Genomic DNA, 22,569 nt, shown 5'->3' with positions numbered 1-22,569 from the left:
TTGGTTTTTTTAAGCGTCGGTGCCGGCCGGCCGCACGTACAGCGCCCGTTCCAGCGCCTGAACCGCCTGCCGGTACCGTTTCTTGCCGCCGAAGGCGCGGACGAGCTCAACGGGCGTGCCGAGTTCGTTGAGCGGCTGGACCCGCAGCACATCGATGGACTCGATGTTGGTGATATCGCTGGCGGCGTATTTCTCCAATAACGCCTCCAACACCCGGCGGGCCTGGTCGCCGTAGCGAGTGAAATAATCCTGCTTGCGCACCTGCTCGGCGCGCTCACGCCGGGTGAGCGGCGGCTGGTCGAACACTACGTGGCAGATCAGATCGAAGGCGCCGTAGTCCTTACCGATCTCCTCCTCCAGCGCTTCCCAGATCACGCCCTGCTCCGCCAGCTCCTGGATGATAGCGGCCTTTTGCTCGGCCTCGTCCCATTTGCGCAGGAACTCGTCGAGGCTGCGGTACTCGGCGCGAACCGCGGCACGGGTGTAGTCCTTGATGGACTCGGTGATGAGCTTGCCGTCTTTGCCGAAATACTGGGTCCGCTCGGCGACCTTGCGCACGGTGACGCCGCTGACGTGGTATTTGCGCAGCGCGGTGTCCGCTTCGCCGCCGGTGTCGTCCGGGTCTCCGGTCCGGTCGTCGGCACCGTTATTTTCCTCCTCGTCCGGCACGGTGGTGCCGCCCGGCTGAGGCGTGAAGATCACCGCCGGCTCGCCGTCGAAGTCCGGATCGGCGAACAGCTCGGTGGCTTTCCTGAAGTCGATGATGGTGAACCAGAGCTTGCCGTAATCCTCCTCGATCCGGGTGCCGCGGCCGATCATCTGCTTGAACTTGGTCATGGACTCGATGCGCTGATCGAGCACGATGAGCTTACAGGTCTTGCTGTCCACACCGGTGGTGAGCAGCTCCGAGGTGGTGACCAGCGTCGGGTACGGTTGCTCCGGGTCGATGAAGTTATCGAGCTCCGCTTTGCCGGCGGCATCGTCGCCGGTGATGCGCATGACGTACTTACGGTTGCGCGCGACAAGATCGGCGTTCTCGTTGACCAGCGCCTGACGCATGCGCTCGGCGTGGTCGATGTCCTGGCAGAAGACGATGGTCTTGCCCAGGCGCTCGGTGGCCTTGAGGTGGTCGCTGACGATCTTCGCCACCAGTTGGGTGCGTTCGTCGATGACCAGTTTACGGTCGAAATCGCGCTGATTGTAGATGCGGTCCTCGATCTCGTGACCGTATTTGTCGCGCTGGCCGAGCGTTGGCCGCCAGCCCTGCAGGTCACGGTCCAGATCGACGCGTACCACCTTGTAGGGGGCCAAGAAACCGTCCTGGATGCCCTGTTTCAGGCTGTAGGTATACACCGGCTCGCCGAAGTAGGTGATGTTCGAGACTTCCTTGGTCTCTTTCGGCGTGGCGGTAAGGCCGAGGTGCGTGGCGGCGCTGAAGTACGCCAGAATCTCCCGCCAGGCGGAGTCTTCAGCCGCGCTGCCGCGATGGCACTCATCAATCACGATTAGATCGAAGAACTCCGGCGAGAACTGTTTGAAGGCCTTCTGCTCCTCGTGCGGCCCGGTGATCGCCTGATAGAGCGAGAGATACACTTCATAGGACGGGTCGACGTTGCGGCCCGTGATCTTGGTCATGGCAGTGCCGAACGGTTTGAAATCATTGGTTTTGGTCTGATCGACCAGGATGTTGCGGTCAGCGAGGAACAGAATGCGTCGCCGCGCGCCGGCCTTCCACAGCCGCCAGATGATCTGGAAAGCGGTGTAGGTCTTGCCGGTACCGGTCGCCATGACCAGCAGCACGCGCTCCTGACCGCGGGCGATCGCCTCCAGGGCGGCGTTGATCGCGCGGCTCTGATAGTAGCGCGGCGCCTTGCCGCTGCCGTCGTCGCAGTAGTCCTGCGTGACGACCGGAAGTGCCTGGTCGGAGTAGCCCTTCCAGGCCTTGAAGCGCTCCCAGAGGTATTGGGGGCTCGGGAAAGCGCCGAGGGCGAGCTCGCGCTCGATCAGCGTGCCGCCCGAGCGGTCGTGGAACATGAAGGCGTCGCCGTTGGAGCTGAGCGCAAAGGGCACGTTCAGCAAATCGGCGTAGCCCAACGCCTGCTGGAGGCCGGCACCGACCCCGTGTTTATTGTCCTTGGCCTCGACGACCGCGAGTGGAATGCCCGGTTTGTAATAGAGGACATAGTCGGCACGCGCCCCTTTGGCGCGCAGCGCCGCCTGACCGCGAACGATGATGCGCCCGGCCGTCAAAGTGACCTCTTCACGAATCTGCGAGTGAACATCCCAACCGGCGTTCTTGATGGCCGGCGTGATGAACTTGGTGCAGATGTCGCGCTCGCTGAGCTGCTTTTTATCGTGCATCGGGTTCCAGGCTGGTCTGCGGTCCCTTGTCACCGAGACCTCACGATAACACCCTGCAGCGGATCATCTTCTAAGTCCGTCACGGATCGCGGCCGACGCCTGACTTACCGGACGTTGCTAAGATAGGCCTCGGCTACCGTTGCCGCCAACGCCCGGCGGCGTCCATGAAGTACTGGCCTTCGGGCAGGCGCGGGATGATCTGGCGCCCGGCTCGGGCTTGTACGGCTCGCAAGGGGGCACTGATCTCCTCGGCGACTCGGCGGTATTCGGCCGGCGCCGATGCGAGCACAGCAATGCCAAGCAGGAGAAGTTTGAGCACGCGCATTATTATTTTTCGGGCTCCCCTGCATCCCCTTGCAGCTTATCCAGCAGGGCAACAATTGCCTGGTCTGCTTCCATGCCGGCCGCGTTCACGATTACAATAATCGAAATTCGATATCGAATTTCGATTATTCGACCGCTGTCTACACATCGACGCTCGGGAGTTCGCCGTGGCTTGCGAGGCAGAACACGTAAGCAACGCCTTCAGTCGCCAGCCGACAATTACGGTCTTTCTAGCCTTTCTGCGCCTCGGATTGACCTCGTTCGGCGGTCCCATCGCCCACCTCGGGTATTTCCGCGACGTATTCGTAGTGCGCCGCCGTTGGTTGGACGAGGCGGCCTACGCGGATCTCGTCGCGTTGTGCCAGTTCCTCCCCGGCCCGGCTTCCAGCCAGGTGGGCATCGGTATCGGCCTCGCAAAAGCTGGCCTGTCCGGCGCGATCGCGGCCTGGATCGGCTTCACCTTGCCCTCGGCGCTGGCGCTGACCGCGTTCGGCTACGGCATGGTGGCCCTGGCCGGAAGTACTCCCCATGGTTCGCTACAGGGCCTCAAAGTGGCGGCCGTCGCCATCGTGGCGCAAGCCCTGTGGGGCATGGGGCGCGCACTGTGTCCCGACACGCCGCGCATCACGCTGGCGGTTATCGCCGCCATCGTCGTGTTGGCGCTGCCCGCGCCGTTAACCCAAGCCAGTGTGATCATGGCCGGCGGGTTGATCGGGCTTGCCGGGCTGCGCGCCGACCCGCAACAAGGCTTTGCTTCGTTCGACGTCCCGTTGCCCACATCAGCGGCGTTTGCGGCCCTGGTTGCGTTCGTGGTTCTGCTCATCGGCCTGCCGCTCGCGGCGGCCGCTTGGCCGGTGCAGAGTCTGGTGCTCGTGGACAGCTTCTATCGCGCGGGGGCGCTCGTGTTCGGCGGGGGACACGTGGTACTGCCCCTGCTGCAGGCCGAGGTGGTGCCGCCCGGCTGGGTGAGCAACGATGCCTTTCTCGCCGGCTACGGCGCGGCCCAGGCGGTCCCGGGACCGCTGTTCACGTTCGCGGCCTACCTCGGCACGGTGATGAGCGAGCTGCCGAACGGCTGGCTCGGCGCATTGATCTGTTTGCTGGCGATCTTCCTGCCTTCATTCCTGTTGGTGATCGGCGTGCTGCCGTTCTGGAGCCGGCTGCGTCAGATTCGCACCGTGCGTCGAGCGCTGCTCGGGGTAAACGCGGCCGTCGTGGGCCTGCTCTTGGCCGCTCTCTACGACCCCGTGTGGACCAGCGCCATCCGCTCCGCGGCTGACTTCGCGCTTGCGCTCGGCGCATTCACGCTGCTTACCTTCTGGCGCACACCGCCCTGGTTGGTGGTGGCGCTGGCGGCGGCCGGCGGGTGGGGCATAGAGCTCGCGCAGCTGACATGACCGAAGCCGACAAGGACTTGTACTCCGGTTTGATCCGATTGCACGTGCTGCATCACGCCGCGCAACAGTCGATCTACGGCAGTTGGATGATCGATGAACTGCGCCAGCACGGCTATGTGATCAGCCCCGGAACCCTCTATCCGATGCTGCACCGCCTGGCGAAGAAAGGGTATCTCGAGATGCGACCTGAGGGCCCGAGCCGCCGCGCGCGGCGCCTGTATGGCATCACCGCGCAGGGTCGCGCCGCGCTCGCTGAGGCTAAAGACAAAGTACGCGAATTGTTCGGTGAATTGTTCGAAGACGAGCCGTGAGCCATTTTCTTGCTGAGATGACCACCGAGCGTGGCCCATACAATCCAACTCCATCATCTTGGCCGGGTTGCCCCGGCGGCGGTGTAGCTGACGGCGTCCATGAGCGGGGCTCCGAGCGGCGTTGCACTCCGCAATGGCACTGCAGCAGTGCGCGGCGTGGGCCGCCTGTGCGATCATGGCGGCTCGCCTCACATGCACCGTCGAAACGCTGATGGATTCGCTGACCCGCACCATGGATCACGACTATCTTCAGACGCTGCGCCGTCTGCATCCGGCCTGGCGCTTGCTGGCCGCGGACCATGGGCCGCTGGTCATCGGCTTCCTGCACCGCTGCTTTATCGAGCCGAATGTACGCACCCTATCCGAAGAGGAGGCGGCCGCGCGCCTGGAGGACTATCTTTTCCAGCTGCGCGAGCGGTTCGGCGAGGAGGCTTTCCCAAAGCGCGCACTCGACTACCTCAACGACTGGGCCAACGACCAGCGCGGCTGGCTGCGCAAGTACTACCGCGAGACGCGCGACGAACCTTGCTTCGACATCACGCCGGCTACGGAGCAGGCTATCCAGTGGTTGGCGGGGCTGGAACAGCAGCAATTCGTCGGCACCGAATCGCGGCTGCTCACCGTCTTCGATTTGCTGCGCCAGATCGTTCAGGGCACCGAAACCGATCCCGAGACCCGGATCGCCGATTTATTGGCGGAGCATCCGCTGCAGCAGGGACTGGCGGAACTGGTCGTCTACCTGAGCCTGGCTGCCGCCGACCGCAAGGCGGTCATCGACGAGCAGACGCCTCAGAGCGTAGCCTGGACGGACGAAACCGGCCGAATTCGACGGGCACGGCTACCGGCCGTTGTGTACACTCGCTGACCATCACCGCAAAGATCCTATGAACGACGACCTGTGCAAGCGCCTGCGCGGTCTGACCGATGTCGAGCTGCACGAGACTTTCCCTCCGTATGGGGCCGCCTTTCGGCGCCGGTTCGGCTTGGGCCACGAGCAGGCCCTGGAGCTGTTCAACCAGACCGTATCGATGAAGTCCGTAGGCAACCTTACCGACTTCGTCCGCGGTCACATGCTGGAGGCCTTTCCGGTCGAGCCCCGTATCGAAGCGCTGATCGGCCACTTCGATGACCTCAACCGCGCCCACGCGGCGGTGCTCAAGGCCAAGGCGCAGGTCGAGGCCCTGGAACCGCTGGTAGCGGATGCGCAGCGTCACGCCGAACTCGCCGGCGAGATCGAGACCCTGCGCGCCTGCCGCGATGCCCTGCGGCCTTATTTCGCCGCACTTAAAGGTGAACTGCTGACGCGGCGCATGGACAACTTGGACCAGGAACTGACCCGCTGCGGCAACCGCATCGTCGAGTTGCAGGACGCGCGGCGCGGCGAGCAGAGCCGTCGCGACGAGCTCAAGCGCGCCATCGCCGAGAACGGCGGCGACCGCTTGGAGCGCCTCAAGGCCGAGACCGTCGAACGGCAGCGGGAGCGGCACGCTCGCCGCAAGCGCGCCGAGCAATACAACGCCCTCGCCCGGGAGCTGGAGCTGCCCGAGCCGGCCGGGGCTGAGGCGTTCCTTGCCAACCGCCGTGCGCTGGAGACCGAGCGCGCGGCCTGCGAGCCGCACCTGGAGCAGGTGCAGAATCGGCTCACCGAGGCCAATGTGGAATTCCACGGCTTCAAGACCGAGCACGGCGGGCTCCAGACCGAACTGGAGTCCCTGCGCCAACGCCGCTCCAACATCCCCGCCCGGATGCTCGCCATCCGTGAGCGGCTCTGTGAAGTCCTGGAGCTCAACGAGGAGGCGGTACCCTTCGCCGGCGAGCTGATCCAAGTGCGTGCGGAGGCCCGGGACTGGGAGGGTGCCGCGGAGCGCTTGCTGCATAGCTTCGGGCTGTCGCTGCTGGTGCCCGACGCTCACTACGCCCGAATCGCCGAGTGGGTGAACGCCACCCACCTCAGCGGCCGGTTGGTCTATTTCCGGGTCCTTGAGCGGCGGGCGGCGGAACCCGCTGAGCGGCACCCGGAATCGCTGGTGCGCAAGCTCGCCATCCGCCCCGACTCCGCCTTCTATCCCTGGCTGGAGGTGGAGCTGGTGCGGCGCTTCGACTACGCCTGCTGTGAGGACATGGCACGCTTCCGGCGCGAGCAGCGGGCCATTACTCGGGCCGGCCAGATCAAAGCCGGCGGCGATCGCCATGAAAAAGACGACCGCCACCGCCTCGACGACCGTTCCCGCTACATCCTCGGTTGGACCAACGAGGCCAAGATCGCTGCGCTGGAGCAGCAGGCCGGCCACCTGGAGCAGCGCATGCAGGCCGTGGGCCGCGAGATCGCCACCCAGCAAGCCGAGCAAAAGCGCTTGCAGACGCGGCTGCAGAAGCTCGGTAACCTCGCCATGTTCAGCGACTTCCGCGAGCTGGACTGGCGCCCGCTGGTGACCGAAATCGAGCGACTGGAGGAAGAGCGCCGCCGCCTGGAGGTGGAGTCGGACATCCTGCGCGCGCTGGAGGAGCAGCTTCAGAGCTTGGAGGCGGCGATCGAGCGGGCCGAGGAGGCGCTCACCCGGGCGCAGCGCGAGCAGGCCGCCGCCGAGAGCAAGCACGAGGCGGCCCGACTGGCGTTGGAAGAGACCCGGCAGCAGCTCGTCGCGACGCCGCAGGCGCTGCGCACCCGCTATTTCCCTCGGCTCGAGGCCATGCAAGCGGAGGCCCTCGGCGAACACCGCCTGACCGTCGAGTCCTGCGACAACCGTCAAAGCGAGCTGCGGGATTGGCTGCAAAAGCGCATCGACGCCGAGCAGCGGCGGCTCGACCGGTTGCGCGACAGCGTCATCGACGCCATGCGTTCCTACCAGAACGCCTATCCGCTGGAGACCCAGGAGGTGGATGTCAGCATCGACTCCGCCGCCGAGTACGCGGGCATGCTGGAGCGCCTGCGCGCTGACGATCTGCCGCGCTTCGAGGCCCGCTTCAAAGCCTTGCTCAACGAGAACACCATCCGCGAGGTGGCGAGCTTCCAGGGCCAGCTCAACCGCGAGCGCGAGGCGATCAAGGAGCGTATCGAGACCATTAACCGCTCCCTGCACGAGATCGACTACAATCCCAACCGCTACATCACGCTGCTCGCCGAGACCGCCGCCGACCCCGAAATCCGCGACTTCCAGCAGGAGCTGCGCGCCTGTACCGAGGGCACGTTTACCGGCTCCGAGGAAGCACAGTACTCCGAGGCCAAGTTCCTGCAGGTCAAACACATCATCGAGCGGTTCCGGGGACGGGAAGGCAGCACCGAGCTGGATCGGCGCTGGACCCGCAAAGTCACCGACGTGCGCAACTGGTTCGGTTTCTCCGCCTCCGAGCGCTGGCGCGAAGACAGCGCCGAATACGAACACTACACCGACTCAGGCGGCAAATCCGGCGGCCAGAAAGAAAAGCTCGCCTACACCGTGCTCGCCGCCAGCCTGGCCTACCAGTTCGGCCTGGAGTGGGGTGAGACCCGCTCGCGCTCGTTTCGCTTCGTGGTCATCGACGAGGCTTTCGGGCGCGGCTCGGACGAATCGGCGCGCTACGGGTTGGAGCTGTTCAGGCGGCTCAACCTGCAGTTGCTCGTCGTCACGCCACTGCAGAAGATCCACATCATCGAACCCTACGTGGCGAGCGTCGGCTTCGTCCACAACGCCGAGGGCCGCGAATCCATGCTGCGCAACCTCACCATCGAGGAGTACCGAACCGAGAAAGCCGCCCGCGGCGGTGGCGTAGCGGCTGCGGAGCAAAGCGCGGCCGTCTCCTCGGCCGGCCGATGAGCTGGACCACTCCGGCCGAGCTGCGAGCGCAGGTGACACGGCTCTGGGAGCGGGGGGAGATCCTGCGCGCCCGCCTCAGCGGCGAGCCCCTCTTTCCCCTACGGTTGCGCCTGAGGCGACCCTCCGCGCGCGAAATCGCCGATCATTTCGGCGAGGTCGGCGACTGGATCCGGCGCCTGCAGGCCGGCAGCCGCGAGCAGCGCGGTGCCGGCTACGCCATCGAATGGCGCCGGATCAACCACCGGGTGCACGGCGCGAACCGCCTGCCGGATAGTATTAGCGTCCCCAGCGAGCACGACGCGCTCACGCTCATCGGCCGGACCGCGCCACCCTGGCGCAGCATCGCCACCTGTGGGTAAAGGAGCCGCGCGAGAGCCGCTTCGAAGGCCACCTGAGCCGCCTCACCGACCCCGAACAGGCCCTGTTCGAAGATTTGCAGGCCAATCGCCTGGGAGAAAACGTACGCCTGGAGCAGGAGCGCATCGCCTACGGCTGGCTGGAGCAGGCGCTGCGCCAGTTCGAACCGTAACCGCCAGACGCCCGCCTATCCCGCCGCTCGAGCCAGGCGAGACCCGCCGCGACCGCGCTGGCCAGGAACAGCAGCGGGCGCAGCACCAAGCGAAGCAGGAACACCCCGAGGTAGAGCACCGGCAGGAGCAGCACCGACCAGACGGTAAGTTGCACGGGCCATGTCGGCACACCCGCGAGGCGGGCCACCTCCCCGGCCAGACCGGTAATGAGGCTCGGATGCCGCAGCACGATATAGGCCGTGGCGGCAATCGCGCCGTATTTCGCGATCCGCCCCCCAAGCCCGCCGGCTCGAATCAGGCCCGGCGCCAGCGCTGCGGTACGACGCATCAGCGAAGCCGACTCCGCTGCGCGGGCTCCGCGGCCGCCCGCCGCAACGGTCTCGGCTCCGGCACCGGCCGTAGCCGCACCGGTCCGGCTAACCCGCAGCGCCTTGACCGCCGCCGCGGTGGCGAGCACGTCCACACCGGCCCACAGATAGTCAGCGGTACCAACCTCCTCGTCCGTGCGGTATTTCGTCTCCAGCGAGCGGATACCGCCGGCGAAGAACGAGCTGATGCCCTGCAGCACCCGTTCACTCTGGATCCAGTGCACCTGCCCCGCCGCATCCACCACGAACTGGCCGAGAAAGTCGTGGCCTTCCTTTTGGATGAAAGCGATCGCATAGCGCCCCCGCCCGGGCGCCGCCAGCACGCCGTCGTTGTTGGCAGCTGTCCGCTCGGTCGGTACCGGGGCGCCCCCCTTCCAGAACCGACTGGCGGCCGTTACGGCCTCCCCGGCGAACTTGAGCACTTTCAGGGTGCCGATGTCATGACCCAGGAAATAGTCAATGGGCGGAATGACGCTCGCGCCATAGGCGCCGAGGGCTTCTTGGAAGGCCGGGTCCGTACCGTAGAGCGAGAGAATGCGCCGCGTCTTTACCGGATACCGCAACAATGCGAGGCGGGCGTTGAGGACCAGGGCCTCGTTCCCGGCATAGTGCAGAAAAACGGCCTTCACCGCCGCCGGCTCGTGGGCGAGCACACCGGCCATCTGCGGCAGCGCTTCTTGGAGCGCGACCCGCTGCAGCCGGTGCTCGTAGGGCTCGGGATGCGCGGCCAGGCTGATCAGCGTCGCCGAGACGATGGACAAGATCAGTAGTACCGAGAGCTTGCGCACGAATGGTTCCCCCTCCATCGCAGCCGCTAAACACTATCCTACCCACCGGGTGGAACCCGACAATAGCGCGCGCTCCCCTTTCGACTATATTGGGAACAGAAAGGACAAAAACTGGGGCACAAGAATGTACCACCTGCACCGCACCCCATTCGTCTTTCCGGTCCACATGGCTCACCACCACACCGCGGCACCTACCGTTAAGCATGTATTTATAAGTCGACCTCGTGCTCACGCCCGTATGCCTCGAAGCTTCCGAGCCGTACGCATGTCGCAATCGTCTTCACGCGTCAGCGTCAGCATCACCATCAAGCGTTGCGGTTTATTCGCCTGATCAATCCACACCACCGCCGATAGAGAAACAGAATCGCGCTGAGCGCCCGGTGGCTGCGCTTCGCGTCCCCTGCCGGGGCATTGAGCTCCACGCACGGGAATCGGCAATTTTAGAAAAAGGAGAAGGACATGCAATCGAATCCAAGAACTTCAGTTCCGAGATGGTTGATAGGCCTGATAATAATTCTGGCTACAGGGCTTCCGACGCGGGAGTCGATCGGCGCTCCCTTAGTATGCCGAGGGAACGATAATCCCTCTGGCTACGCAGTAAAATGCGGTCACGGGGCTGTGATAGCCGGTGATGTATTGCATGGGCCGCAGCCGGTTCCAGGATTAAAGTTTTGGGATGTATTAGTCACTGCGGGCCATACAGACGCAATCAATGACCCTCTACCACCCAATCAGGATATAGTAGATTTTATCTTGACAGCGGAACATTTGATAGAACCGCATGAAGATTTGCTGGTAAAGAGCGCCCCAGGCATGTACGACATCACCGCAGAGGGGCCAAATCAGACCGTGCCAGGCCCATTGACGCCTGCCGACCATTCCGCGCTGTTACCTGGGCACTTCGACCTACACTCAGGAGCGTTGGCAACCACGGGCGTGGGCATCTTCCGCCGGGAAATCTTAAGCTATAGGTTCCTCGGAACCGGCGTCCACTGTACCATGCTATCGGAACAGGAATGTCCAGCGCCGCCGGAGTTCCCTACGCTACCTGTATCCGAGCCTACAACCATCGCTCTTATATTTCTCGGCCTAACCGGCCTCGGGTTCATTAGGGTGTCAAGACCCCTCTGATCATATGCCAGAGTCGTCCAAGGGTCGCGTTTTGTCTCAACACATTTCGTCGCCGATGCGCGCCGGCGAACGGGATAGCGATATGCGGTTAAAGGGAGGCATATCGAAGCCATGAAGCCAACCAGCTACCGAATGTGGCTTCGAGCCGCACTGGCCCCTTCGCTCAGCCACGGTGGGGCGCGCAGCGCCGTCGAACTAGCAATGATAAGTCCATCGGAAGCCGGGCATCGAGCCCGGCCCCCGATGGACCGCATATCGCTATCCCGTCAGGCTTCTCGATTTTTCCGATCCGAAATGACAATTAGACTAGAGCATGAAAAATAATGTTTGGCCCTATATCAAGAAAAAAGCATCTAGTTTCGGGGGTAGTGCGCATGCATTTGTAGAATTCTGTGGCCGCCACCCATTTGCAACTGGCCTTTTTGCGTTATTGAGCGTCGCCGGCCTAATACTATCCATTGTGGGCTACTATCTGGATCGTCAGGAGGCAACAAGCACAACAGGGCAAGTGCTAAGGATTGAAGAAAAAATAGACACAATATCTGAGACCAATAATGCACCAAATACTAATCTCGAACCAGTTTACCGAGAGTGTGACGATCACCAGGTGTACCTAGCTGTTATGGAAAGCGCTAGGAATCTATCAGAGCCATATTCCAATTGGGAAGTTAGGGGAAGTACTGGAGTAGTTAAGACGCTAAGCCCCGGGGTTTGCGAAATGACAGTATTATTTGTCACTGGAGATCCTGCGGGAAAAATGGCCGAAGTAGACATTGTTTATAAAACGGATGTCCCCGTTTCAAGCATACGGATACAAACTACTAAGGAACGTCTGAACTATTCGAGCTGAAGTCAAACGCATTCGTCTCTGACGAGAGGAAGGGTAAAAATGCTCGGTTTCCCGCCGCCGAGTGCTGATTTACGGGGCCGTTTGGCGCCGCTGAACCCCTTTTCGGAGCAAGCAGGCGGAGTTTGCCTGTCAGCTCGTCACCAGTTGCCTCCTCACCAGATACAGATTCGTCAGGCCGATCAGCGTGAACACCTGTGCGGCATTCTTGGCAAGCCCCTTGTAGCGCACCTTGGTGTAACCGAATTGGCGCTTGATCACCCGGAAAATGTGCTCCACCCGGGCACGGACCGAAGAGCGCTTGCGGTTGGTGCGCTTGTTCGCACCGGTGAGTTTGTGCTTGGAGCTTGCTTTCAAGGACACGCCCCAGTAGACACCCGCCCGGCGCGCCGCGCGCTTAAGGGTGTTATCGACGTAGCCCTTATCACCAAAGACCGCGCGGTCGTCCTCGCGCAGCAGGCGCGGCAATTGGCTGATGTCCGAGGCGTTGGCTGCAGTCACCGAAACCGTGTGAGCAAGGCCGCTGTTGACATCGGCCCCCACGTGGATCTTCATGCCGAAATACCACTGATTGCCCTTCCGCGTCTGGTGCATCTGCGGGTCGCGCCGGCGCGCCTTGTTCTTCGTCGAGGCCGGAGCGTGCACAATCGTGGCATCGACCATAGTGCCGCCCTTGAGCAGCGCCCCGCGCTCGGCGAGCACGTCGTGGATTACGTTCATCATCTGGGCAGTCAGGCCGTGGCGCTCCAGCAGGCGGCGAAATTTCAAAATCGTGGTCTCGTCGGGCAGCGCGTCGTCGATGAGCTCAAGCCCGGCGAAGCGGCGCATCGACTCGATCTCATAGAGCGCATCCTCCATCGCCGGGTCGGAGAGCGCGTACCACTGCTGCATGAAATAAATACGCAGCATCGACTCAAGCGGCATCGGCGGGCGGCCACGCCGGCCCGCCTTGGGGTAGTGCAGCTCAATGAGCGCCACCAGTTTTGCCCAAGGCACCACCTGCTCCATCTCGGCGAGAAACTTCTCCCGGCGCGTGCGCCGCTTCTTGGCCGCAAAACTCATCGAAGCAAAGGTGGTTTGTTTCATCGGTTCCGCCTGGGTCGGTGGCAATGCCGCAATTATACTGGCGTGGCCGGGAATAGTTCAGAGTCTCCCTAAGGCGGTTGTTGAAATAGCCACATATCGATCTGCCATAATTTTACGTGGCAACAATACGTTATGAGGTATCCTGGCGTGGCTCTTTCAACGCATTCCTTAGTACAAAATCACAAAAGGAGGAATGTAAAAACATAATCCTGTCAGACGACCTCATTACGACGTCAATAAGTGGTGAAGTCAAACCTGAAGGGTACAACTGAGCTGAGCGAGAAGCCGGGGTCGGACCAGCATTATCCTTTGATAAATCAGAGAACCGTGAAAAAATAACACTTGAATCACAGCTTAAACGGACTATTGTCCCATTCAAAACGCTGTTCTAAGGAAGGAACTCAATGCCACGCGCAAATCGTCACTGGCGCTCCGGTCATGTTTGGCACATTACCCACCGCTGTCATCGCCAGCAGTTTCTGCTCAAATTCGCGCGGGACCGCCGATTGTGGCGTTGTTGGTTGTTCAAAGCCCGCCAACGGTTCGGTCTCTGCGTCCTGGATTTTATCGTCACATCCAACCACATTCATTTGCTGGTGCAGGACCGGGGCCACGGAGAAATTGCAAAGAGCATGCAATTGATTGCCGGGCGTACCGCGCAAGCTTATAACCAGAGAAAACAACGACGGGGTGCCTATTGGGAAGATCGCTATCATGCCACCGCTATAGAGGCGGACGAGCATCTGGCACGCTGTATCACGTATATCGATCTGAACATGGTGCGGGCAGGCGCCGTTCATCATCCGCGGGAATGGGAAGCCTCTGGCTATCGGGAAATCCAGAATCCACCCGCACGTTACCGCGCCATTAATTACCAGCCCTCATGGATCGGTTGGGCATCCCGGATCTTCAACGGCTTCAACTGATTCATCGAAGCTGGATTGAGGAAGCACTCAAGGCCGAGCAGTCCGTGCGTGATGAGCGGTGGTCTCGGAGACTCGCGATCGGCAGCCAAGCGTTTGTTGCACGCTTTCAGGCTGATCTGGGGATTTTCGCGATCCATCGGACCATTGAGAAGCACGGAAACAGCCGCGTTTTAAGGGAGGACGCGGCGGATTACGCTATCAAATTCTGAGTATGAAATCGCCGCTCTAAGGCTTGAAAGCGTGAAATTTATTGATTTAATCTGTATAAGTTACAAAAACTTGGGTAGGTCCGACCCATGACTCCGCGTCCCATGACTCCGCGTAGTGCAAAGGCTTGATGACTGAAAAGTGCGCCGCCGGACCCGACATCAGCGGCCCGACGGTTTTTCTCGTCACGTTGAAATCAGACATCACCGACGCAACACCCCCTGTTTCGGACTCAGAAAGAAAGTCATAAGGATGGTGTCGTCGGAAACCGGTGGAGACATACTTTCGGCGTCAGACGCCGACCCGATGTCAGATCCGGTGAGATGGCGCATCCTGTTCGTGCTGCTGGTCGCCATCTTTATGTCGCTGATCAGCGTCAGCATCGTGAATGTGGCCCTACCCGCCATTCATGACGGCCTCGGTGCGTCGCAATCTGACCTGCAATGGGTGTTATCGGGGTATGCGCTCACCTTTGGCGTGGTCTTGGTAGCGGCCGGACGTGCCGGTGACATCATGGGGCGCGGCGGGCTGTTCCTCATAGGTGTGGGCATCTTCACCGCCGCTTCGGTCGCGGCCGGTCTCGCACCTGATGCCGATTGGCTTAACGTTGCCCGCTTTGTGCAAGGTATCGGTTCGGGGCTGCTCAACCCACAGGGTATCGGGAAGGTCCAGCATTATTTCCGAGGCGACGCGCGCGGCCGCGCTTTTGGATATTTCGGCACGGCTATCGGCTTTTCGGTCGCCATCGGCCCCGTCTTGGGTGGTTTTCTCATTCAACTTGGCGGGCCGGATCTGGGCTGGCGGCTGACGTTTCTCGTGAATGTGCCAATTGGCGTCATAACCATAATTCTGGGATTGATGTGGTTTCCGCGTCCCCTGATCAAGCGCCTACCCCGCACCGGGAGCGCTCTACGCTCGCTTGACCCGGTTGGTGCTGTCCTTTTGGCGGTGGCGGTGCTGGCGATCCTGTTCCCTTTTGTCGAGGCGCGCGGCAATCCGTCCTTCTGGCTGTTGCTGCCGCTCGGTATCGTACTGGTCTGGCTCTGGGTCAAATGGGAGCAACGCTATATCCGTCTAGGCCTGAGCCCGATGGTCAATCTCAAGATCTTTGCCACCCGCAGCTACCGCAATGGCATAACGATCATGACGCTCTACTTTATGGGCATGACCAGCATCTGGGTGCTGATTGCGATCTATGTGCAGGAAGACGACGGAAAGACGGCGCTTGAGGCCGGCTTCTTCGGTGTGCCCGCCGCGTTGCTTTCAGCCTACGCCGCCCATTGGGCCGCGGGGCGGGTCCAGCAGTTTGGCCGCAAGTTGGTCGTCGGTGGGCTGTTTTTGGCTCTTGCCGGTCTCGGGCTGAGCATCCTCGTGGTCATTCTGCATGAAGCCGGCCACATAAGCGTCTGGTGGCTCATGGCTTCGCTGTCATTCATCGGGGTGGCGCAAGGTACCGTCATCAGCCCAAACCAGACGCTGACCCTCGCGGAAGTACCGCTCGATTACGCGGGCAGTTCCGGGGCGATCATGCAAACCGGCCAGCGTATCGGCACGGCTGTCGGCATCGCCGTGATCACCGCGGCGACGTTTTCTGCGCTCTCGGTTACCTCTTGGTCGACAGCCATCGCGGTTGGATTTGGCCTGATTTCGCTCGTGATCATGCTGGCGCTTTTTGTATCGATAAAGGACCTTGGGAGCCGCGAATAACTCGCGGCAGCCCGGTTGCCGCTAGCGTTGCACGCCCTTAGTCCGCAAGATGCGCTGAATACATTCACCCAGCTGCTGCCGCAACTTCGCTGCCTAATATCACCGATAAACCACCCGGCCGCACGAAAATTCCGGCATAAGTTACAAGGCTCTTGTGACATGGTTTGAGCCAGAAAGCGGGGCAATTCTTGTTCCAACGTAACCAAGCGCAACTACAAGCTGGAACCCCCCGCCAATCCACGCCCAAGTTGAAGCTGCCTTGGAGCCGCGGGTGACGCCGGGAAAATCGGGGCGGTTTACGATCGCGGGTTGAACAACGCCCGCGAGGCAATCTTTCGGGATAACGGGGATCGGCAGATATTCTGCTCTGGTCTCACTCGCTTATGCCAGCGTTTCGAATGACAGCTGTGAACCTACTGTCTGATGCATAACCACTATCATTTGCTGGTCGAAACGCTGTAACCGAGACCCTCTCGCACGGCATGCGCGAGGTCCACGGCGTGGGGAATCGGGAAGGGGAAGTCGAGGGCCGTTTCCTGGTAGCCTGTCGGAATTCAATCAGAAAGGAACGCGATCTACCAAGGCGGCCACAGGTTACGCTTGTCGGGCGGGGTACTGCTCCACCTGATTCAGCGCGGTAGCAACCGGCTATTCTAGTCTGTCCTATATTTCGTGTGTCCCAGTCCGAGGCATGGGGGCCGCTCATCGCCACCCCCGTTGTGTGCTTCAGATGCCTGAATGGGAGAATCTAGGTTATGAGATACAAAGTTGTAGTTCAGAAATCGGACGAAGGTGTCAGCGTTTCATGCCCGGGACTACCAGGCTGTTGGTCCCAAGGAAGCTCCGAGGAAGAGGCACTCGAGAACATCACGGATGCCATTCGTGAATATCTCGCTGCCGTAGAAGAGGCCCATCGAGATGACGACGTCCGCGAGGTCGAGGTGGCGGATTAGCTGTGCCGAAACTTCCGAGCGTCAATCACCGAGATGCCGTGCGAGCGCTTGAGAAGGCTGGATTTCGAGTGGTTCGGGAAGGACGGAAGTACATCGTGATGTCCGATGGCGCCCGATTCTTGACGATACCGAGGAACAATCCGGTAAACGCGTTCACTATGGGCGGCATCATTCGGGACGCAGGCCTTACGATCGAGGCGTTCCGACGATTGCTATAGCACGTAACACACGCTGGGGTCGCGTCTTGTTTCAACACATTGGGCGCGATAACCGTCACCGTACTCGTCCACTTCATCGAATTCGTTAGCGCCACCTTGAGCCCCTGCGCACAGGACTGCTCATCGCCAGCCCCGTTATGCAGGACATAACGTACTTTTTGACGTACGTACTATATAACGTACAATACGCTCACGCATCTTAGTGGAGGGGTGTCATGACTGCAATTACGGCCAGTGAAGCCCGCTCTAACCTGTATCGCCTAATCGACGAGGTCGCCTCCTCACATCAGCCGTTGTTGATATCGGGAAAGAGAAATAACGCAGTGCTGATTTCCGAAGAAGACTGGGCGGCAATCCAGGAAACGCTTTTTCTACTATCTGTCCCCGGCATGCGCGAATCAATCCGCGAAGGTATGGATACGCCCGTTGACGGGTGTAGCGAGGATCTGGATTGGTGATTTGGCGGCTCGTTTATACGAAGCAAGCGCAAAAGGACGCGAAAAAGCTGGCTTCAAGCGGGTTGAAACTCAAGGCGCAGGAATTGCTGACTATCCTTGCTGAAGACCCTTACCGAAAACCGCCTCCTTTTGAAAAGCTCATCGGGGATCTTGCAGGGGCCTACTCACGGCGAATCAATATTCAGCATCGGTTGGTATACCAAGTGCTGGAGGAAGATCAGATCGTTAAAGTTCTGCGGCTCTGGAGCCACTATGAATGATGCCTATCACTGGTGAACAAATGGTGTAGGGAGCGAATACATTGGGCGAGATAACCTGTTGATAGACAGAGCGAGGCAACCCTTGCCCCAACACAACCAAGCGCAACCACACGCTGAGCACCCCGTTAATCCAGACTCAAGTTGAAGCTGCCTTGGAGCCGCGGGTGACGCCGGGAAAATCGGGCGGTTTAGGATCGCGGGTTGAGCAGCGCCAGCGACGCAATTTTTCGGGATAACGGGGATCGGCGATGTTCTGCTCAGGGCACCGCCGCCGGCTTGTGGGCGAGCACGCCAGCCAGCTGCGGCAGCGCTTCTTGTATCGCGACCCGCAGTAGCCGGTTTTGGTAGGGCATCCGGATGCGCGGCTAGACTAATCAGCGTCGCCGAGGCGATGGACAAGTGAGCGATTCCTCCGCCTCACGGAGGCTAGACACTACCACCCACCGAATGAAACCCGGCAATAGCGCTTTCTCCTCTTTCGACTATAGTGGAAACAAATAGGGACAAGAATTGGGGGCACAGGAATGTACCAGCCGTGCCGCACCCAATTTGCTTTGCTGCTCCCCGTGACTCATCATGCCGCGGCCCTTGCAGGTAAACACGTTCGTATAAATCATCATTGTGCTCACGCCTTTGTGTCCCAGAAGCTTTCGAGCCGTATGCACATCGCAACCGTCTTGACGCGACAGCCACACCGTCAAGTGTTGCAGCATCTTCGCCTGATCGATCCAATCCAACCAGGGCCGCTCGATACCCAGCGCCGACCAATAGAGATACAGAATCGCATCATCGCCATCTCCGTTAGCTCTTTAAAGGAGACAGCACGAAGATTCAATCTTTCAAAGCATCATAAATCTATGCTTATCAATCGAAATGGGATTCCATTCAAGATCAATTAGAACGTGGTGATGTTAACAGAGTTGAGATATACATAGACCAAAAAAGCATTAAGAATCCTGATTTTCTTAACGTCCTAACCAGCAAGCCATCTATTGTGACTGCTCTTCGGAACCTAGCAGCAAGTAATGAGCAGATTGGTACGTTATGGATAGATAAGTATACGCATATTTCAGCTTCGGTTGAATTGGAAAACATTGAATTGAAGCAAACGCTTGGAATATTTCTCGATCCTGTTCAGAAAGAAGAGCATATAACAGATAAGAATGGAAGACTCGTAATACAGGGGTTTGAAGGCGCAATTATAGGCGCGGGTGTATCCGCGCTATTAATGGGCTTTAAATCTACAGCTCAATCAATAGGAAACCCAGCGCTAGTCGCTTTCGGATGCATAGCCATTGGTGCCATAGCCTGGCCCCGAGTGACTAAATTTTCGATCATGGGTAATTTAGCAAGCTTTGAGAAATGATTACTTGTTGAGTTAACTATAAAATCCAAACTCCCTGAGTCGGCGGCTGATTTAAATGTTGAGCTGAGTAGGTGTGTAATGATAGCTCTCGTGCGAACGACACTTGATATATTCTTAACGTAGCAAGAGGTTGGACAAATGGCTTACACGCAAAACGGCAAGGTCGCGCTGATCACCGGCGGTGGCCAAGGTATTGGTCAGTCCATTGTTGAAAGGCTTCATTCGGACGGCTTCAAAGTGGCGATTGCCGACTTGAATCTGGGCACTGCCACCGCGGTGGCCGAAAAGCTCGGTGGACAGGACGGCGGCGCCATCGCCATCCAGGTTGATGTCGCCGATAGAGACAGCGTGTTCGCTGCCGTCGAGCGGGCCGTTTCTGACTTGGGCGGCTTCGACGTCATTGTTAACAACGCCGGTATCGCGCCTACATCCCCAATCGAGGACATAACCCGAGAGAGCATTGAAAAGCTCTTTTCCATCAACTTCAACGGTGTTGTATGGGGCATCCAAGCCGCTGTGAAAGCTTTCAAGAAACTAGGTCATGGCGGCAAAATCATCAGTGCGGCTTCGCAGGCAGGGCACATCGGTAATCCGGGCATTGGGTTGTACTCGGCTACCAAGTTCGCGGTGCGCGGGTTCACTCAGACCGCCGCACGGGATCTAGCGCAGTATGGTATTACCGTCAACACCTTCGCCCCCGGCATCGTTCGGACACCGCTTATGGAAGAGTTGGCAAAGAAGGCTGCTAAAGACGCAGGTAAACCAGAAGAATGGGGTTGGCGACAGTTTACTGGCGGCATCACCCTCGGGCGAATCTCCGAGCCCGCCGAAGTCGCAGGCGTGGTCTCGTTCCTCGCCAGTTCCGATTCCGATTACATTACCGGACAGTCGATTCTGGTGGATGGGGGGATGGTATTCAACTGATCGATCTCGGGGTGTAATGGCGGGCCGTGGTGCTGTATCGAGGCCGCCGCAGACTCCCGGTGCTACACCGATTGCGGCGCGGTTCGAGCTACTACTGTCAGCCCAACGAATAAAGGCTCTTCTGCACTGATGTGAGCCAGAAAAGGATGGCTGCAGCCAACAAAACCTTTTCAATACAAAGTTCCTGTCAGGGGGGGTACCCAGCTTGTATGTGATCCGCAATTGCTTGGGGCGCCTCGGCCCAGAAGCACTGGATCGGCGCCTACAAGCCTGGCAGGCCGCTCAGCTCAAGTCAGATGCGCCAACTCGCACGTCGGCCACGCCAAGTACTCGACTACTTGAGGCTAACCGCTAATTCAGCCGGAACAGCCATTACTGGGCCATGAGAACAAATTTGCCTTGAAGACATCCTATACTGCTATTTATTTATACGATAAACAGCAGGGGGGTTGCCATGAGCGCGCATACCCAAAGGCAGGCCGCTGCCGCTAAGCAAAAGAAGGTTAGCACGTGGCAGGTGATCAAGAGCACCGCCGCGGCCGGTTTTGGCGTGCAGTCGAAGGCGGCGATGCGACGTGATTTTACCTACGGCCGTCCGCTCCCTTTTATTATCGCTGGTGCCGTCGGAACGATTCTCTTCATTCTGGCGATCGTCATGATCGTTCGTGCGATCCTCCATATAGTCGGTGCCTGAGTTTCGGTTTTGAAGGGTATTCCGATGAGGAGAAGCAGCGTGAGCTTGAGAGGCTTTTACGTCGCGCGAAGACCTAATTCAGTGCTCAAACCGACGCCCGAAAGCTCGCGCGGCTTAGCTCTGCGATGGGCGGCGCTTGGCCTAGGGTCGCGTCTTGTTTCAACACATTGGGCGAGATAACCTGGCAGAATGTCTCGCCCACTGGGGCAGAGGTAGGGCCAGGTCTCAACCAAAAAACTGCCACCTGTAGAGGATGCCTCGACAGAAACCTGCTGGGACCGGACCCTGTCATTGCTTTCACTCATTCCCAACCAAATCGTCGAGCTGCACAATAGAGCCTGGCGATAATGCGCTGCGCCATGTTTCTCGGCATCCGGCGAAGTGCGGGGGGCGATCGTGGTGGAGTGGGGGGTCCCTTATTTCCCGTTTCCCGCGCAGGCAGGAACCCATCAAAGTTCGGCGAACTTTCCCGGATGGATACCGCCTGCGCGGATACAACGGTTGCTGGTTTTTGCGAGGTGAATGACCGGACAAAGCCCCGGGGAGCTTTACTTCCCCACGCGTAGATTCTCGAAGCGAGTCACGGTCATCTCCGCCCACTTGTCCATCGCGTTCTCGGCGTCGCCCCACTCCCACTGCGCCGCCGTTGCCACCGATCCTCCACCGACCCGGCGATCGACTCCCGCCGCCAGCACTTTGCCGGTGACCGCATCCGTGGCCATTACCTCTCCCTGTGCCGAGCCGACGAAGGGATAGGTACCGGTGGCGGCGTATTTCAGTGTCGAGAGAACGTGCGCCTGCGGGATCGCCATCGATACCGACCGCAGCACCGGCGTGGCCGCCTCGGCATCGGAGATCGCCGCTTGTATCCGTATCACGCCCGGCCCTGGCTTGTCGACGGTGGGAAACTTCGCCTCGAATGCCTTCACCAGGGCATTGTGCAGGTAGCTCGCCAACGCTTGTCGGTCAGCCCCGGAGAGCTTCGGCTGCTCGCCGCCCCAGACCGTGACCGGGCTGATCATCACCTTAGTGTACTGGCTCCACGGCACGTCGGGTGTCACGTAGCGCAGGCCCGCCTGATTTTTTGTGCCCGGCGTGAGCTGCTCGCAAATGTTCGGTGGGATCATGGCACAGCCGTCAGCCTCGAGCTTTGGCTTCTCCTTCTGCGTTGCCGAGCAGCCGGCGAGCGCGACGGCCAGGGCGAGTAGCGCCGCCCGTGCCAGGCTTTGCCGTGCGTGATTCGTGCGCGTGTATACGTTCGTCCCCACTTCGTTCGGATTGTTCTCGTTCATGGGCTCTCCCCTTCTGGTTGTTGGCGCCGAAGACTGGCGGTTCTTACGTCCGGCCAGAATCATCCCCCCACTCGGGCCGGTGCGATGGAGTGTCGGCAATCCCCCCGCACGCACCCGGGCGACGTCAAGGCGCCGGCACGATGCGATAGTCGACGCCGTTGGCGCCGTGCGAGGGTTTGAAATAGGTTCCCAGCAGCCGTAGTGGGTCGTGCCTACCACCACGCTTTGCGCACAGCCTTCGGGCAGCTTCGTGTAGATGCCCCCATGGCGTAGGTCATGGTGGCCTACGCCTGCCCCGCTTTCCTTCTCTCTACGGCCGCCCCCAGACGGTGCCAACCGAATGACAGCGGTGCGCTGACCCGCAACACGCCGCACGGCTCTAGCGCCTGGCGGGAGGCCTGGGCGTCGGCCTCGGCCAAATCCTCGAGAATGCGCTGGCAGTGCCGATGGTAGGTCGCGCCAGCATCTGTCGGACGAACCCAGCGGGTCATGCGGACCAGGAGTCGCACACCAAGCCGCGCCTCCAAATCCTGCACTTGCCGCGTCACGGTAGCCGTACTGCAACCCAGCCGCCGCGCGGTCCGGGCAAAGCCGCCAGCCTCGATCACAGTTGTGAAAGCAATGAAT

Annotated in this window: 21 protein-coding genes and 1 pseudogene; 16 read left to right on the top strand and 6 right to left on the bottom strand. The window is 60.3% G+C overall.

What is annotated here, in order from left to right:
• Nucleotides 1-9: 9 nt before the first annotated feature.
• Together hsdR and NB231_RS02315 are read right to left on the bottom strand one after the other, a co-directional pair.
• Nucleotides 10-2,361 carry an EcoAI/FtnUII family type I restriction enzme subunit R gene (gene hsdR / locus NB231_RS02320; protein WP_004999412.1) on the bottom strand — a complete coding sequence of 784 codons (2,352 nt, stop codon included), beginning with the start codon at nucleotides 2,359-2,361 and terminating at the stop codon, nucleotides 10-12.
• A gap of 133 nt (nucleotides 2,362-2,494) precedes the next feature.
• On the bottom strand, nucleotides 2,495-2,686 hold the full coding sequence (locus NB231_RS02315; RefSeq protein WP_004999411.1) for a DUF1318 domain-containing protein: 192 nt from the start codon (nucleotides 2,684-2,686) through the stop codon (nucleotides 2,495-2,497).
• A 166-nt stretch (nucleotides 2,687-2,852) separates the two neighbouring features.
• Between NB231_RS02315 and chrA the strand changes: the two genes are divergently transcribed.
• The 6 genes from chrA to NB231_RS20210 all read left to right on the top strand — a co-directional run bounded on the left by chrA (nucleotide 2,853) and on the right by NB231_RS20210 (nucleotide 8,716).
• Nucleotides 2,853-4,082, top strand: coding sequence for a chromate efflux transporter (gene chrA / locus NB231_RS02310; protein ID WP_004999410.1), 1,230 nt, complete (start codon nucleotides 2,853-2,855; stop codon nucleotides 4,080-4,082).
• Nucleotides 4,079-4,393 (top strand): PadR family transcriptional regulator, encoded by a 315-nt coding sequence (locus NB231_RS02305; RefSeq protein WP_004999409.1) that lies wholly within the window; start codon nucleotides 4,079-4,081, stop codon nucleotides 4,391-4,393. The genes chrA and NB231_RS02305 overlap by 4 nt, the downstream gene beginning before the upstream one ends.
• A 133-nt stretch (nucleotides 4,394-4,526) precedes the next feature.
• Nucleotides 4,527-5,258 (top strand): DUF3375 family protein, encoded by a 732-nt coding sequence (locus tag NB231_RS16565; RefSeq protein WP_004999408.1) that lies wholly within the window; start codon nucleotides 4,527-4,529, stop codon nucleotides 5,256-5,258.
• A 19-nt stretch (nucleotides 5,259-5,277) separates the two neighbouring features.
• Nucleotides 5,278-8,187: an ATP-binding protein gene (locus tag NB231_RS02295; RefSeq protein ID WP_004999407.1), complete on the top strand. Its 2,910-nt coding sequence runs from the start codon at nucleotides 5,278-5,280 to the stop codon at nucleotides 8,185-8,187.
• Nucleotides 8,184-8,546 carry a DUF3322 domain-containing protein gene (locus NB231_RS02290; RefSeq protein WP_004999406.1) on the top strand — a complete coding sequence of 121 codons (363 nt, stop codon included), beginning with the start codon at nucleotides 8,184-8,186 and terminating at the stop codon, nucleotides 8,544-8,546. The genes NB231_RS02295 and NB231_RS02290 overlap by 4 nt, the downstream gene beginning before the upstream one ends.
• Entirely contained in the window at nucleotides 8,519-8,716 is a 198-nt protein-coding gene (locus tag NB231_RS20210; protein WP_084766204.1) for a Wadjet anti-phage system protein JetD domain-containing protein, read from the top strand. Before NB231_RS02290 ends, NB231_RS20210 begins: the two co-directional genes overlap by 28 nt.
• Here the strand turns inward: NB231_RS20210 and NB231_RS02285 are convergent.
• Nucleotides 8,674-9,891 (bottom strand): hypothetical protein, encoded by a 1,218-nt coding sequence (locus NB231_RS02285; RefSeq protein ID WP_004999405.1) that lies wholly within the window; start codon nucleotides 9,889-9,891, stop codon nucleotides 8,674-8,676. The genes NB231_RS20210 and NB231_RS02285 overlap by 43 nt on opposite strands.
• 1,426 nt (nucleotides 9,892-11,317) lie before the next feature.
• Here NB231_RS02285 and NB231_RS18210 point away from each other — a divergent pair.
• Complete coding sequence (locus tag NB231_RS18210; protein ID WP_156776869.1) at nucleotides 11,318-11,854, top strand: hypothetical protein; 537 nt, start codon at nucleotides 11,318-11,320, stop codon at nucleotides 11,852-11,854.
• 129 nt (nucleotides 11,855-11,983) lie between these two features.
• Here NB231_RS18210 and NB231_RS02280 read toward each other — a convergent pair whose 3' ends face one another.
• Nucleotides 11,984-12,937: an IS5-like element ISNmo4 family transposase gene (locus NB231_RS02280; protein WP_004999402.1), complete on the bottom strand. Its 954-nt coding sequence runs from the start codon at nucleotides 12,935-12,937 to the stop codon at nucleotides 11,984-11,986.
• A gap of 404 nt (nucleotides 12,938-13,341) precedes the next feature.
• Here NB231_RS02280 and NB231_RS02275 point away from each other — a divergent pair.
• The 9 genes and pseudogenes from NB231_RS02275 to NB231_RS02235 all read left to right on the top strand — a co-directional run bounded on the left by NB231_RS02275 (nucleotide 13,342) and on the right by NB231_RS02235 (nucleotide 20,650).
• Nucleotides 13,342-14,072 (top strand): annotated as a pseudogene (locus tag NB231_RS02275) (transposase).
• Nucleotides 14,073-14,322: 250 nt separating this feature from the next.
• Nucleotides 14,323-15,777 carry an MFS transporter gene (locus tag NB231_RS02270; protein WP_156776868.1) on the top strand — a complete coding sequence of 485 codons (1,455 nt, stop codon included), beginning with the start codon at nucleotides 14,323-14,325 and terminating at the stop codon, nucleotides 15,775-15,777.
• Between the two features lie 755 nt (nucleotides 15,778-16,532).
• Nucleotides 16,533-16,730, top strand: coding sequence for a type II toxin-antitoxin system HicB family antitoxin (locus NB231_RS02265; RefSeq protein ID WP_040661613.1), 198 nt, complete (start codon nucleotides 16,533-16,535; stop codon nucleotides 16,728-16,730).
• A 2-nt stretch (nucleotides 16,731-16,732) separates the two neighbouring features.
• Entirely contained in the window at nucleotides 16,733-16,948 is a 216-nt protein-coding gene (locus NB231_RS20120) for a type II toxin-antitoxin system HicA family toxin (protein ID WP_040661610.1), read from the top strand.
• 215 nt (nucleotides 16,949-17,163) lie between these two features.
• A complete protein-coding gene (locus NB231_RS02255; RefSeq protein WP_004999394.1) occupies nucleotides 17,164-17,406 on the top strand; it encodes a type II toxin-antitoxin system Phd/YefM family antitoxin in 243 nt (80 codons plus the stop codon).
• Entirely contained in the window at nucleotides 17,403-17,666 is a 264-nt protein-coding gene (locus tag NB231_RS02250) for a Txe/YoeB family addiction module toxin (protein ID WP_004999393.1), read from the top strand. The genes NB231_RS02255 and NB231_RS02250 overlap by 4 nt, the downstream gene beginning before the upstream one ends.
• A gap of 994 nt (nucleotides 17,667-18,660) precedes the next feature.
• Entirely contained in the window at nucleotides 18,661-19,032 is a 372-nt protein-coding gene (locus NB231_RS18205; protein WP_156776867.1) for a hypothetical protein, read from the top strand.
• A gap of 138 nt (nucleotides 19,033-19,170) precedes the next feature.
• Nucleotides 19,171-19,956 (top strand): (S)-acetoin forming diacetyl reductase, encoded by a 786-nt coding sequence (locus NB231_RS02240; protein ID WP_004999388.1) that lies wholly within the window; start codon nucleotides 19,171-19,173, stop codon nucleotides 19,954-19,956.
• Between the two features lie 454 nt (nucleotides 19,957-20,410).
• Nucleotides 20,411-20,650: a DUF2970 domain-containing protein gene (locus NB231_RS02235; RefSeq protein WP_004999387.1), complete on the top strand. Its 240-nt coding sequence runs from the start codon at nucleotides 20,411-20,413 to the stop codon at nucleotides 20,648-20,650.
• 548 nt (nucleotides 20,651-21,198) lie between these two features.
• Here the strand turns inward: NB231_RS02235 and NB231_RS02230 are convergent.
• Together NB231_RS02230 and NB231_RS02225 are read right to left on the bottom strand one after the other, a co-directional pair.
• On the bottom strand, nucleotides 21,199-21,942 hold the full coding sequence (locus NB231_RS02230) for a DUF3313 domain-containing protein (protein ID WP_004999385.1): 744 nt from the start codon (nucleotides 21,940-21,942) through the stop codon (nucleotides 21,199-21,201).
• Between the two features lie 284 nt (nucleotides 21,943-22,226).
• The coding region (locus tag NB231_RS02225) for a LysR family transcriptional regulator (RefSeq protein ID WP_004999384.1) at nucleotides 22,227-22,569 on the bottom strand (343 nt) is incomplete at its 5' end.

This window comes from Nitrococcus mobilis Nb-231 (genome assembly GCF_000153205.1).
GTDB lineage: Bacteria > Pseudomonadota > Gammaproteobacteria > Nitrococcales > Nitrococcaceae > Nitrococcus > Nitrococcus mobilis.
The sequence above is the reverse complement of the archived record's forward strand: the minus strand, read 5'-3'. Positions and strand labels throughout refer to the sequence as shown.

Coding starts and splice junctions, on each gene's coding strand:
- hsdR (WP_004999412.1), bottom strand. CDS start 2,361: ATGCACGATAAAAAGCAGCTCAGCGAGCGCGACATCTGCACCAAGTTC.
- NB231_RS02315 (WP_004999411.1), bottom strand. CDS start 2,686: ATGCGCGTGCTCAAACTTCTCCTGCTTGGCATTGCTGTGCTCGCATCG.
- NB231_RS02305 (WP_004999409.1), top strand. CDS start 4,079: ATGACCGAAGCCGACAAGGACTTGTACTCCGGTTTGATCCGATTGCAC.
- NB231_RS16565 (WP_004999408.1), top strand. CDS start 4,527: ATGGCACTGCAGCAGTGCGCGGCGTGGGCCGCCTGTGCGATCATGGCG.
- NB231_RS02295 (WP_004999407.1), top strand. CDS start 5,278: ATGAACGACGACCTGTGCAAGCGCCTGCGCGGTCTGACCGATGTCGAG.
- NB231_RS02290 (WP_004999406.1), top strand. CDS start 8,184: ATGAGCTGGACCACTCCGGCCGAGCTGCGAGCGCAGGTGACACGGCTC.
- NB231_RS02285 (WP_004999405.1), bottom strand. CDS start 9,891: ATGGAGGGGGAACCATTCGTGCGCAAGCTCTCGGTACTACTGATCTTG.
- NB231_RS18210 (WP_156776869.1), top strand. CDS start 11,318: ATGAAAAATAATGTTTGGCCCTATATCAAGAAAAAAGCATCTAGTTTC.
- NB231_RS02280 (WP_004999402.1), bottom strand. CDS start 12,937: ATGAAACAAACCACCTTTGCTTCGATGAGTTTTGCGGCCAAGAAGCGG.
- NB231_RS02270 (WP_156776868.1), top strand. CDS start 14,323: ATGGTGTCGTCGGAAACCGGTGGAGACATACTTTCGGCGTCAGACGCC.
- NB231_RS02265 (WP_040661613.1), top strand. CDS start 16,533: ATGAGATACAAAGTTGTAGTTCAGAAATCGGACGAAGGTGTCAGCGTT.
- NB231_RS02255 (WP_004999394.1), top strand. CDS start 17,164: ATGACTGCAATTACGGCCAGTGAAGCCCGCTCTAACCTGTATCGCCTA.
- NB231_RS02240 (WP_004999388.1), top strand. CDS start 19,171: ATGGCTTACACGCAAAACGGCAAGGTCGCGCTGATCACCGGCGGTGGC.
- NB231_RS02235 (WP_004999387.1), top strand. CDS start 20,411: ATGAGCGCGCATACCCAAAGGCAGGCCGCTGCCGCTAAGCAAAAGAAG.
- NB231_RS02230 (WP_004999385.1), bottom strand. CDS start 21,942: ATGAACGAGAACAATCCGAACGAAGTGGGGACGAACGTATACACGCGC.